The organism is Streptodolium elevatio (genome assembly GCF_053592165.1).
Map to the genome: position 1 here is coordinate 30,210 of NZ_JBSFVE010000003.1, position 12,197 is coordinate 42,406.

Annotated in this window: 9 protein-coding genes and 1 tRNA gene; 7 read left to right on the plus strand and 3 right to left on the minus strand. The window is 72.1% G+C overall.

What is annotated here, in order from left to right:
• Positions 1–39: 39 nt before the first annotated feature.
• Both ACWD12_RS07700 and ACWD12_RS07705 read left to right on the plus strand, forming a co-directional pair.
• Positions 40–1,875: an RNA ligase family protein gene (locus tag ACWD12_RS07700; protein ID WP_450098791.1), complete on the plus strand. Its 1,836-nt coding sequence runs from the start codon at positions 40–42 to the stop codon at positions 1,873–1,875.
• Positions 1,875–5,153 carry a poly(A) polymerase gene (locus ACWD12_RS07705; RefSeq protein ID WP_450098792.1) on the plus strand — a complete coding sequence of 1,093 codons (3,279 nt, stop codon included), beginning with the start codon at positions 1,875–1,877 and terminating at the stop codon, positions 5,151–5,153. The genes ACWD12_RS07700 and ACWD12_RS07705 overlap by 1 nt, the downstream gene beginning before the upstream one ends.
• Positions 5,154–5,188: 35 nt before the next feature.
• Here ACWD12_RS07705 and ACWD12_RS07710 read toward each other — a convergent pair whose 3' ends face one another.
• Complete coding sequence (locus ACWD12_RS07710) at positions 5,189–6,028, minus strand: NmrA family NAD(P)-binding protein (RefSeq protein ID WP_450098793.1); 840 nt, start codon at positions 6,026–6,028, stop codon at positions 5,189–5,191.
• Between the two features lie 291 nt (positions 6,029–6,319).
• On the opposite strand from ACWD12_RS07710, the gene ACWD12_RS07715 reads away from it, so the two are divergent.
• Positions 6,320–6,823, plus strand: coding sequence for a Rieske (2Fe-2S) protein (locus ACWD12_RS07715; RefSeq protein WP_450098794.1), 504 nt, complete (start codon positions 6,320–6,322; stop codon positions 6,821–6,823).
• Between the two features lie 41 nt (positions 6,824–6,864).
• Here ACWD12_RS07715 and ACWD12_RS07720 read toward each other — a convergent pair whose 3' ends face one another.
• The gene (locus tag ACWD12_RS07720) at positions 6,865–7,629 is read right to left on the minus strand and encodes a restriction endonuclease (RefSeq protein ID WP_450098795.1); all 765 of its coding nucleotides are present in this window, start codon (positions 7,627–7,629) and stop codon (positions 6,865–6,867) included.
• A 153-nt stretch (positions 7,630–7,782) separates the two neighbouring features.
• Here ACWD12_RS07720 and ACWD12_RS07725 point away from each other — a divergent pair.
• Positions 7,783–7,854: transfer RNA gene (locus tag ACWD12_RS07725), tRNA-Val, on the plus strand.
• A gap of 371 nt (positions 7,855–8,225) precedes the next feature.
• Positions 8,226–9,428, plus strand: a complete 1,203-nt coding sequence (locus ACWD12_RS07730) for a cytochrome P450 (RefSeq protein WP_358364251.1) — start codon at positions 8,226–8,228, stop codon at positions 9,426–9,428.
• 193 nt (positions 9,429–9,621) lie between these two features.
• On the opposite strand, the gene ACWD12_RS07735 is transcribed toward ACWD12_RS07730, so the two are convergent.
• Complete coding sequence (locus ACWD12_RS07735) at positions 9,622–10,101, minus strand: VOC family protein (RefSeq protein ID WP_358364253.1); 480 nt, start codon at positions 10,099–10,101, stop codon at positions 9,622–9,624.
• A gap of 180 nt (positions 10,102–10,281) precedes the next feature.
• On the opposite strand from ACWD12_RS07735, the gene ACWD12_RS07740 reads away from it, so the two are divergent.
• On the plus strand, positions 10,282–10,815 hold the full coding sequence (locus tag ACWD12_RS07740; RefSeq protein ID WP_450098796.1) for a DUF4383 domain-containing protein: 534 nt from the start codon (positions 10,282–10,284) through the stop codon (positions 10,813–10,815).
• Positions 10,816–10,887: 72 nt separating this feature from the next.
• On the plus strand, positions 10,888–12,042 hold the full coding sequence (locus tag ACWD12_RS07745) for a CaiB/BaiF CoA transferase family protein (RefSeq protein WP_450098797.1): 1,155 nt from the start codon (positions 10,888–10,890) through the stop codon (positions 12,040–12,042).
• Positions 12,043–12,197 lie beyond the last annotated feature (155 nt).

A 12,197-nucleotide genomic window follows, 5' to 3' on the forward strand; every position in this document is an offset into this window, starting at 1 on the left:
ATGGCACGCGGGCACGGAGTGCGGGGCAGGGAGCCGGTCATGCGGGTGCACTATCCACGCACGGCGCATCTTCCGTGGTCGCCCGGTGCGTCGGCGGACGACGTCCGGACCGGGGACGCCGGCGGGCTCGTCGGTCGCGAAGTGGTCGTCACCGAGAAACTCGACGGCGAGAACACGACGCTCTACGCCGACGGGATGCACGCACGCTCGCTGGACTCCGGACACCACCCGTCGCGCGCGTGGATCAAGGGACTGCAAGGCCGCGTCGGCCCCGGCATCCCGGACGGCTGGCGGGTCTGCGGGGAGAATCTGTACGCGCGCCACTCCATCGCCTACGACGACCTCGACAGCTGGTTCTACGGGTTCTCGGTCTGGGCCGGCGACGAATGCCTGGGCTGGGACCGCACCGTACGCTTCCTCGCCCGCCTGGGTGTTCCGGCACCACGTGTGCTCTGGCGCGGCATCTACGACGAACGGGCCTTGCGTGCCCTGCGGTTGGACCTGACCCGGCATGAGGGGTACGTCGTCCGGACCGTGGCCGGCTTCCCCCGCGCGGAGTTCGGCGTACGGGTGGCGAAGTGGGTGCGGCCGCGGCACGTGCAGACGGACACGCACTGGATGCACGCCGCCGTCGTGGAGAACGGCCTCGGCCCCACGGCCGCGCTGTGGAACGTACGTTCCGGCGCGCCCGCCGACATCCCCGCGCTGCTCGCCGCAATCGGGATGCCTGCCGACACCCCCTACCCCGCGAAGGCGGGGCCGCCGCCCGCCGACATAGCGGACGTCGTCGCGGACGCCGCCGCCCGGCTCGACGTCCTGGGCCGAACCGGCAACGCGCGCCTGGCGGGTGTGCTCGCCGCGCTGCTGCACGACGCCGGGCGGAGCCGACTGGCGGCCCGCCTGTCGGGTCCGCTGGGCATGCCGCTCGCCCGCCGGGTCGCCGATCTCGTCGGCCTGCATCTGGCGCCGCACCGGCCCTATCCGGACGACGAACGCCGGGCCGGGCTCGTACGCCTGTCGCAGGCCGCCGACCTCGGCATCCTGCACGCGGTCTCGCACGCCGTGCTGGCCGGCCGCCACGACCCGGAGGCGGCGGAAGCCGGCGAACAGGCCGATTGGTCCGCGCTGTACGCCGACGACGCCGGGCTGACGGGAGAGGCGCCGTTGGACTGGCTGCGCACCGGCTTGCGTGCCGCGCTGGCCGCAGGAGACGGGCTGCCGCAGGACGCGGTCGCCGACCGCTGCTGGGCGGAGGCCCGCGAGCTGTACGCGAAGGGCCGCATCACCACCCCGGAGGAGGCCGTCGCGGCGACCTGGCGGTGGCGTACCGGCGCGTTCCCCCGCCTGGTCCACATGGTCGGCCCGTCGGGCAGCGGCAAGAGCACCTTCGCCGACGCCCACGCCGCGAGCCTGAAGGCCGCGGGGCAGGATGTCTCCCTGATCTCGCTCGACGACTTGCGCGAGTCGCGGGGTGGGCGTTCCAACCAGCGCGACAACAGCGACATCCTCCGCATCGGCCTCGATCGTCTCGACGAGGCACTTGCGGGCGGCGGCACGGTGGTGTGGGACGCGACCTCCCTCAATGGGCAACAGCGTTCGCTCGTCCGGGGAATCGCCGAGCGCCGGGACGCACTGATCACACATGCGGTCGTGTTGGTCGAGGAGGCGGAACTCGTACGCCGCAACGCCCGCCGCGAGCACCCCGTCCCGCCGGAGGTGCTGTACGGGCAACTGCACCGGTTCGTACCGCCCTATCCCGGCCAGGCGCACCGCACGTGGTACATCGACGCGGACGGTGTGCTCGGTGACGTCCAAGGCTCCGCCGTCCCCGGTCCCGCGGACGGCATTCTCGGCGGCGCGGCGCGGGAGGCGTGATGCAGACGAGCGAGCAGGTCTACCACCGGGTCCGCTGGGACCAGCGGTTCGACCCGGCCCGCTTCGTCCTGGGCGTCAATCGCAGGGGCGCGCCACCCAAGCGCATTCCGCTGCCCGACTTCGTACCGGGCGGTGAAATCCCCTGGCACCGCGTCATGTTCATCGAGGCCGACGGCGAAGTGGTGTGGGACCGCGCCGCGGGCGTGGACCGGCTCGACAAGTCGGAGGCCGGACGAGTGCGTGAACGGCGCCTGCTGCGCGCGCCGTTCTTCGCGGCGCTGACCCCGCACGTGTGGGATCCGGCGCAGGGGTGGGTCCCGGCGCAAGGGCGGACCCCGAGCGGCCAACCGACCGCGGGTGCAGGCGCGCCCGATCTCGCCGACGGCGCCGTCTCTACCATCCGCGTCCTCACCTGGAACACCCTGTGGGACCGGTACGACAGCGACCACATCGCCACCGCCCTGCGACGCCCCCTGCTCATCGACGACTTGGAAGGCTGCGGCGCCGACGTCATCGCCCTCCAGGAGGTCGAACCGGCGCTGCTGCGCATGCTGGCCGCCACGGACTGGGTGCGCGCGAACTACACGCTGCACCTCGACCCGGCGGGTGACGACGTCGACGACAGCGGCCTGTTGGTGCTCTCACGCCTTGCCGTACGCGAGTCCGCGCAGCACATGCTCGGGCCGCACAAGGCCGTGGCGGCCGTGGTCGTCGAGACGGCGGCCGGTCCGCTCGTCGTCGCGTCGACCCACCTCACGAGCGACCACACCGAGAACGGGGCGGCCCGACGCCTCGACGAACTGGCCCGCATCGCCGGTGGATTCGCCGGCGTCGACGCCGATCTCGTACTGGTCGGCGACTTCAACGACGGCGGTGACACGCCCGCGGTCGCACTCGGGATGCGCGACGCGTGGGTGGAAGTCAACGGGCCGGACGACAACAGGCCCACCTTCAACCCGAAGACGAATCCACTCGCCGCGGTGTCGTCGCTCAGCGGCCGCGTCTCACGTCTCGACCGCGTGCTGACCCGGGGCGAGGGCACTAAGGCGGTCGAGGCCGTGCTGCGCGGCGACGTACCGACAGCCGAAGGTCTTTATATTTCCGACCACTTCGGTGTCGAGGTGGTGCTCGGCTTCGGCGGACACGACGACGTGGGCGAGGTCCTGGACGTGGCGCCGACGGCACGCACCGCCCTCGCGTGGATCCCTCCGGCCGAACTGTGGCCGCGGATCCAGGAGGTCCGCCGGGCCCACGACCCGCAGATCGACCGCTGGCCGCCGCACGTGAACGTGCTGTTCGGCTTCGTACCCGAGTCCGACTTCGTGCGTGCGGCCCCGCTGCTGGCCGAAGCGGTACGCGAGTGCGCGCCGTTCGCGGTGCGCCTGGACGGGGTGCACACCTTCGGCCATCGCGACGACGCGACCGTGTGGCTCGATCCGGCCCCCGAGGACCCGGCGCCGTGGACCGCGCTGCGCGCCGCGCTGGTAAGCCGGTTCCCGCGCTGCCGGGGCCGCGCCGAGGGCTACACCCCGCATCTGACGCTCGGACGCGCGACCGACCCGCAGCGCGTCGCCGCGGAATGCGCCGCCCGGCTGGACGCGATGCCGACCCATGTCGGCGAACTCGTCCTGCTGTCCCGGCGCGGCGACGAACCGATGCGGCCACGCGCGACGTTGGCGCTGGGCAGTGGCGAGCTGCACTGGTTGCCGGAGGAGGCGCCTTCGCTTGCGAAGGAGTGGCTTGACGGCCGGAAGGCTCTGCCCGGCCCTGAGGATCTGCCGGGCTCTGAGGGTCTGCCCCGCCCTGAGGATCTGCCGGACTCGAAGGCCCCGGACGCACTGAACCACCTCACGGACCTGCGGAACCTTGCGAATCCGACCCGTGACGCCCATGCCCGCGCCGTCGCGGAGCTCATGGCGTCGCGGCTCGCCGCGACCGCTCCGGGGTCGGTGGTCCACGTCGCCGGGTCCCGGCGCATGGGCGGATGTCTCGGCGGTGCCGACCTCGACCTGATCGCCGCCGTCCCGGGCGGGCTCGCCGACGGCGCGGCGGAGTCGGCGGTCGACGACGACGAGTCGGTGGCGCGCGTACGCAAGGAAGTGGCCGCGCTCCCAGGCGTGTCGCGGCTACGACGGGTAACGGGAGCACGGGTTCCGGGCCTGCGGTTCACGGTGGACGTCGCGGCAGTCACGTCGATCGCATCAGGCGCGTCACGCGCGTCACGCGCATCACGCGCATCAGGCGTCAGCCGTGCGGCAGATCGTGACGTCCCCACCGGCACCGGCCGTGTGACCCGCCTCGACGTCGATCTGGTGATCGTCCCCACCGGAATCATCCCGCCGTCCGAAGCCCTGGTCAGGCGTGCGGAGTTGGGTGAGCCGGCGGCGCTCGCGCTGAGCGCCGTGAGCGATGCCGACGCCGTTCTGAGCGCGGTCGGTCCGCATCACGCCGCCTTCGTCCGTCTGGTCCGCCCGGTGAAGGCATGGGCAAAGGCGCGCGGTCTCGACGCGGCTCCCTGCGGCGGACTGCCGGGCCTCGCCTGGTCCGTCCTTGCCGCGCGTACCGTGCTCGACGTCGCGCGAATTGCCCCCGGGGACTTGGCGCCGTCGACCGACGCGAGCGCGCTGCTGCGGCACTTCTTCGCCTCCTGGGCAGCGTGGGACTGGCGCGAGCCGATCACCCTCGACGCGCCGTCGGCTCCCTCCGCCGACCAGCGAGCACCCGCAACACCCGGCTCCCCGCTTACGGTTCTCACCCCCACCGACCCGGTACGCAACTGCGCCGAGCAGGTGACCGCCGCGGGCCGTGACCTTCTGAGCCAAGAGCTCTACCTGGCCTGGGAACTCCTGGAGACGGCCGCCGACCCCGAGGTCGGACCCCGAACGGAAACAGGGCCCCGAACCGGAACCGCCCCCTGGGCCGACCTGTTCGCCCCTCCCCCGCTGCACCGGCGCCACGCCGCGTGGGCGGTGGTGGCCGTACGCGCCGACAAGCCCGACAGGCCCGACGCGATCGACGCGATCGACCAACTCATGGGCCGGGTACGCGGACGTCTGCGCGCCCTCCTCACCGCCTTGACCGACGCGGGGGCGACCGAAGCACACGCCTGGCCGCGCCCCTTCGACACCGGCCCCGCACACGCCCACCTCGCCATCGGCCTCGGCGCCGCGCCCCCGCCCGTCCACGACTTGGCCGCCGCCGCAAAGGGCTGGACGCGCGGCCTGCCCGGCGTCGAGGTCGTGTTCGCCCCCAACGGGGGCGTCCCGACGCTTCCCTGACGGGCCGACAGCCGGGCACAGGCACCGCGGCCACGTTACGCGAAGTCGGCCACGTGATTGGCGGCCCATTCGACATAGCCGCGCGGCGCACGCCCCGTGATGCGTTCCACCGCCGGGCTCACTTCGACCTCCTTGCCGATGGTGGCCTCCATGAGGTCGAACAGCGCCCCGACGAACTCCGGGTCCATGAACCGCGCCATTTGCTCACGAACCGGTTCCGCCTCCAACTCCTCGAACACCAAAGGCCGTCCGAGCACCTGGCCGAGCACCCGCACCTGCTCCGCCTGCGTGAGCCGCTGCGGCCCGGTCAGCAAGTACGTCCGCCCGCCGTGCCCCTCCTCCAGCAGTACGCGCACCGCCACGTCCGCGACGTCGCGCTCGTGCACCGGCGCGCTCACCGCCGCCGCGTACGGTGCCCGCACGACGTCGCCGTCCGCCAACTGCCCGGCAAACGAGAGCGAGTTGACGGCCGGGAACATCAGCCGCAGAAAGGTGTGCGGGATGCCGGTCGCCACCACCGCCCGTTCGACGCCGGCGTGGTAGGCCGCGATCACGTCCGGCTGGGGCGCGGCTCCGTCCACGACCGCTCCCGAGGACACGAAGACGATTCGCCGCACGCCTGCCGCGCTCGCGGCGCGCAGCAGCGCTGCCGGGTCGGCGCCGTACGGCAGCACCATCAGCACAGCCGTCACCCCCGCCAGCGCCGGGGCCAACGTCTCCGCGTCCGCCAGGTCGCCGCGTACCACCTCCACCCCGGCCGGGAGCGCGGCCTTCTCCGGCGTACGGCTCAGCGCCCGCACCGGCTCGCCGGCCGCCGCCAGCGCTTCGACGGTCTCGCGCCCGAAATGCCCTGTAGCACCTACGACCAGGATCATCGTGCCTCCACCCATCTCCGGTGTGCTCGCAGTCGGCTGCCCGGCGGTCGCCGGGCCCCACCCCCGCGGCCCCGGAAACGACGCTACGCGCCTTATAGGAAAGGTTCGTTCCTCAATACGGAGACGGTTCGGTCGCCCGCGGTGGCTCCCAGTGGCCACGCGGGCAACTCACTCATCCAGCCGTCACCCGCGTTGAACCCCCCGGTCGTTCTCGTACGTGTGGAAGGCATGCGCAACCACCGGCCGGCGTGGTGCGCGCCCTACGAGCCCCCTGGGGGAACTGTGGACGCATTGAACTCGGCAGTCGCGCGGCGAAAGATTCTCGCGGTCTCGGCCGCGGCGGTCGGCGGCGCGGCGCTGGTCGCCTGCGGCGGCGACGACGACAAGAGCGACGCGACGGACACTCCCGGCGGGACCGACGCCCAGACCGGCCAAGGCGGTCAGACCGGCGACGGCTCGCAGCCGTCCGGCTCCGGCTCGCAAAGCGCGACCGGCGGTGGCGCGGGCGGCACCGCCCTGGCCAAGACCTCGGACATCCCGGTAGGCGGCGGCAAGATCTTCGACCAGCAGAAGGTCGTGGTCACGCAGCCTTCGGCGGGCACGTTCAAGGCGTTCAGCTCGACCTGTACGCACCAGGGCTGCACGGTCAGCTCGATCTCCAACGGCACCATCAACTGCGCGTGCCATGGCAGCAAGTTCTCCGCGACCGACGGCTCCGTGGAGTCGGGCCCCGCGACCAAGCCGCTCCCGGCGAAGCAAATCGCCACGTCCGGGGACCAGATCACCCTGCAGTAGACGCCCGCGTCAGACCGCCGCAGACCCGCGGCAGACCCGAGTCAGGCCCGCGTCGTGCTCGTCGCCGTCATGGCGATGATGGAGCGCAGCGGCGTGCCGTTCATCCACAACCCCAACAGGTCCCTGTCCACAGGTGCGATCCGCTGCGTGTGGGCGAGATCGCGCGCGGGTCCGGTGAACCGGCAACTCGCCACGAGAATCGCCACTTGCGCGTTGTGCACGGGACGCGCGGTACCCACGAAGCGCTGCATGTCCGGGCTGCCGACGCTGCGGTCCGGCGCGTACCGCTTGCACTGGATGACCATGAACCGGCCGTCGGGGAGGCGGCCGGTCACATCCGCTCCCAAGTCCCCCGCGCCGCCGTTGACCTGCACCTGCCTGCACCCGTCGCGCTCGCACAGAGCGGCGACGTGGCGCTCGAAGGCGGGGCCGTCCATGGCGTCGACGGCGGCGAGGGACCGGGTGATGCGGCGCCGACGCGCCGCGTCGCCGCGGGACCCGAAGCCGTCCCGGAGACCCTTGCGGATCCAGCGGGTTCCGAGCACGAGGGCGACCAGGAAAACGGCGGCGGCCACGATGCCGGCCAGCGCCTTCCAATCACGCAGGTAGCCCGCCAACGCCCCGGCGGCGCAGAACCCGATCGTGAGGTACGCGTAGAAGCGCGCCGCGACACGCCGCCCGCGGGTGGGCCGCGGCGTACGGTTCGGCCTGCGGCGCTGCCTCGGTACGCGCGGACTCCGCGCCGAGCGGGACGGCCTGCGGCCGCTCCCGCCCCTGCCGCGTGCCGGCCGCCGTGCCGTACTCACCCGCCGCACCCCCGTGTTCGCCCCGATCCGCGCGCCGGCCACCGGCCGGACCGCCGACGCTACCCCAGCGCTCCGCGCCCGGCGGGAGGTGCCCGCCGCCGGATACCTGGTTGCAAACCATGGCCGACTTCGTCGTATCCTTGGTCCGGTTCAGGGCGATTAGCTCAGCGGGAGAGCACTTCGTTCACACCGAAGGGGTCACTGGTTCGATCCCAGTATCGCCCACCGAACCCGAAAGCGACCCACCTCCGCGGGGAGCGCGGACCGGGTCGTCTTCGGTTGTTTTTTGCGGCTTCGCCGCCGGGTGGGGGCTTCGCCACCCACACCCCCTTGCGCCTTGGTCGGGTGCAGCTGACGCCTTTGTAGGCGACGAGACAAAGCTGGTTGAGTGCCACATAGGTCCGGGTGGCGGCGAGATGTGACTGCGCCGCTGCGCCTTGGCTGGGGTGCCACTGAAGCCCTTGTGGACGACGAGACGAAGCCGCGGCTTCTGACCTGGCGTGTTTGCTGCTTGTCGGGGGCGTTGTCCGGGGTGCGACGGGGGGTTGCTTGGCGATGTCTGGCATCTGCGGGCGATCCGTGCTTCGGTACGCCGCATGGACGCCACCGCAACCAGCAGCACGCGCCCCTCGCTCGACCTTCTGGACGGCGAGTTCTACGCGCGCGACCCGTACCCCGTCTTCGCGTGGTTCCGCGACCACGAGCCGGTCGCCTGGGACGCGGGCAACGAACTGTGGGGCATTTTCCGGTACGCGGACCTCAAGGACATCGAGGCGCGCAACGAGCACTTCATCAACTCGGATCGCAACAAAGGCGGTTACCGGCCGAACCTGCCCGCCGACTCGGCGATCATCGGCCTCGACAACCCCCTGCACAACCAGCGCCGCAAGCTCGTGAGCAAATGGTTCACACCGCGCGGCGTACGCGAGTGGGAGGCGCACGTGCGCGCGGTGTGCGTCGAACTCCTCGACGCCGCCATGGAGAAGGGCACCGTCGAGGTCGTGTCGGACCTCGCGTCGGTGCTGCCGGCCAAGATGATCGGGCGCCTGCTCGGCTTCCCCGAGGACCAGTGGCCGCTGTTGCGCGACTGGTCGGAGCGGACCATCGCGCTGGGCGGCGGGCCGCGCTACTTCACCGACGACGGCAAAGCGGCCGCCGTGGAGTTCGCCACCGCGGGCCTGGCGCTCTACGAGGAGAAGAAGCGCTGCCCGGCCGACGACGTGATGACCACCTGGACGCAGGCGTCGGTGAACGGCGAGCCGGTGAGCGCGGCCGACGTGGTCAGCGACTGCCTGCTGCTGCTCGACGGAGGCGCGGAGACGACCCGTACGGTCATCGCCCGCACGTTCCTCAACCTGATCGAGCACCCCGACCAGTGGGACGCGCTCGACAACGGTGCCGATCTGGCGGTGGCCACCGAGGAGTTCATCCGGTACGTCACACCCATCCACAACATGTGCCGGGTGGCGGTCGGCGACCAGCGGGTGGGCAACACGGTGATCCCGGACGGCCAGCAGGTCGTGTTGATGTACGGCTCCGCCAACCGCGACCCGCGCGTGTTCACCGATCCGGAGAGGTTCGACGTCGCGCGGACGCCGAACGACCACATCACGTTCGGCTTCGGCACGCACTTCTGCCTCGGGGCGCCGCTGGCCCGGCTGGAGATCCGGATCTTCTTCGAGGAACTGCTGCGCCGCGTACGCGCGATCCGGCTCACCGCGGGAACGGAGGTCGTGGACATGCCGAACGCCTTCGTGCACGGCATCCGGGAGGCGTACATCGACCTCGTGCCGCGCTGAGCGGCCGGCCGGGGCAACGGCACGGGCAACAGGGGTGACAAGGCTGACAGGGGTGATCCGCGACGGCACCTGAAGCACGCCGCGGATCCCTGTCGGGTGGCCCCTGGAGGAGTCCCCTACGGCCAGGATCACCAGGGCGCGTGTCCTGGCCGTTATCTCAGCGTGAACGACCTGTTACACCAAGCGGAAGGCGTCAGCCCAGTTTCATGAGCTCGACGCGCGTGCCGTCCGGGTCCGCGAGGAAGACCAGCTCGGCGCTGCTCTCGTCGGTCTTCATGCTGGTGCGCGTCTCGGGCAGCACCGTCCCGCCGAACGCGACCAGGCGCTCGGCCGCCGCGTCGACGTCGTCGACGATGAAGCTGAGGTGGGTGAGGCCGAGCTGGTTGCGCTGCGCGGAGGGTACGCCGACCGCGCCGGGCGACGCGTAGTGCAGGAGTTCGACCACCAGCGTGCCCTTGGCGATCATCTGCGACTTCAGCCGCACGTCCCCGGGCACCTCCAGGGCCGCGGCCGCCTCGTTGCCGATCTCGTACGCGATGACCGGCGCGAAGCCCAGCCCCTCGCAGTAGAAGCGCAGCGTGCGGTCGAGATCGGCGACGCACAGGCCGATGTGCGAGACGGCGTACCCGTCGCCGCTCTCCGGAGCGGACGGCGTGGCGGTGGCATCGGACATGCGTACTCCCTGGGCCGGACGTTCGGGCTGACGGTCCGTCAGCTCTGCGCGCACGCTAACAACGCCGGCGCAAACCTTCGAGCCCCCCCGCGCGGGGTTGGTGCTCGTCCGGAATCAGGAGGACCATCGTATTTATCGGTTGAAAAGCCAAGAAACGGACTTCGCGGGGAGGAGCCCGCCATGCGGCTGCACGACGAATTGCCGGTGGACCACCGGCTCGCCCGGGTGTACCGGTTCGGAGCCGGCGCGGTGGGGTCGTTCCTGCTGGTCTTCGGCATCCTGGGTCTGGTCGACCGGATCGACTTCTTCGGCGCGACGGGTGAGGACGTCGCCGGGCTGTCCACGAACGGCGCGCTGAGCGTGCTGTCGATCGCCATCGGCCTCGTCCTGCTCGCGGGTGCGTTCCGGGGCGGCAACTTCGTGTCCACGCTCAACATCGTGATCGGCATCGGCTTCCTGTTGAGCGGCTTCGTCAACCTCGCGCTGATCGGCAAGGACGCCAACGTCCTGGGGTTCGGCATGTCGAATGTGATCTTCAGTTTCGTGGTCGGCCTGGTTCTCATGACCTTCGGCATGTACGGCCGCGTCGGCAGCGCGCTCCCGCACGACAACCCCTACTGGCGGGCCCGCAACACGCACCAGGCCGCCCTGGAGGAGGCCGCCCGGCGCGCAGAGGCCCGCGGCCTGCCCGGCGGGAGGGCGCCCGCCCACTGACGGCCGGTCCGGTGGAGGATGGGCCTCCGACACCCCGTCCGCGCCGCGCGCGCGACCGTCCGAGGAGGCCCCATGCCGCTGCCCCTGCCCCTGGCCGGGGTGACCGTCGTCGCCTTGGAGCAGGCGGTTGCGGCGCCGTTCGCCACGCGGCAACTCGCCGACCTCGGCGCCCGCGTGATCAAGGTGGAGCGCCCCGGCGAGGGCGACTTCGCACGGGCGTACGACGGCGTGGTGCTCGGCCAGTCGAGCCATTTCGTCTGGCTCAACCGGGGCAAGGAGTCGATCGCCCTCGACCTCAAGGACGACCGGGCCGGCGGCGACCGTGCGGTGCTGGACCGGCTTCTGGAGCGCGCCGACGTCTTCGTGCAGAACCTCGCGCCGGGGGCGGCGGAGCGGCTCGGTCTGGGGGCCGAGGAGCTGACGGCGCGGCACGGGCGGCTGATCGTGTGCGGGATCTCGGATTACGGGACGAGCGGGCCGTACCGCGACAAGAAGGCGTACGACCTCCTCGTGCAGTGCGAGGCGGGCCTTCCTTCGATCACCGGCGGCCCCGACGGCCCCGCGAAGGCCGGCATCGCGGTAGCGGACATCGCCGCCGGGATGTACGCGTTCACGGGCGTCCTGACCGCGCTCTACGAGCGCGAGCACACCGGGCGCGGGGGACGGTTCGAGGTCTCGATGCTGGAGGCGCTCGGCGAGTGGATGGGTTTCCCGTACTACTGGACGCAGTACGGGGGCGTGCCGCCGGTACGCAGCGGCGCCCGGCACGCGACGATCGCGCCGTACGGCCCGTTCGCCGCCGGGGACGGCGGCAACGTCTTCCTCGCCGTGCAGAACCAGCGCGAGTGGGGCGTGCTGTGCCGCGACGTGCTCGACCGCCCCGACCTGGAGAAGGACGCGCGCTACGCCACCAACCCCGACCGCCTGGCGCACCGCGCCGCGCTGGAGGACGAAATCACCGCCGCTTTCGGTGGCATGACGACCGATCAGGTGGTCGCCCGGCTGGATGCCGCGGGCATCGCCAACGCGCTGCTGCGCGACATGGCGGGGTTCGCCGGGCACCCCCAGCTCGCGGCCCGGGACCGCTGGCGCGAGGTCGACTCCCCCGGCGGCCCGCTGCGGGCGCTGCTGCCGCCGGTGACGGTGCCGGGCCGCGAGGCGGCGATGGGCGCGATTCCCGCGGTCGACGAGCACGGCGCGGCGATCCGGGCCGAGTTGGGCCTCTGAGGCACCCGCCGTCGCACGGCGGACGCTGGCGCCGGGTACCCGCGACGGGCGGGGGGCGGGGACCCATAGGGGGCCGGCCCCCCCCCCACGTGAAGAGGGGGGCGCGCGCGGCCCCGCAGGCGGCGGGGTTGGGCCCCCCGACCAGTAGGGGGCCC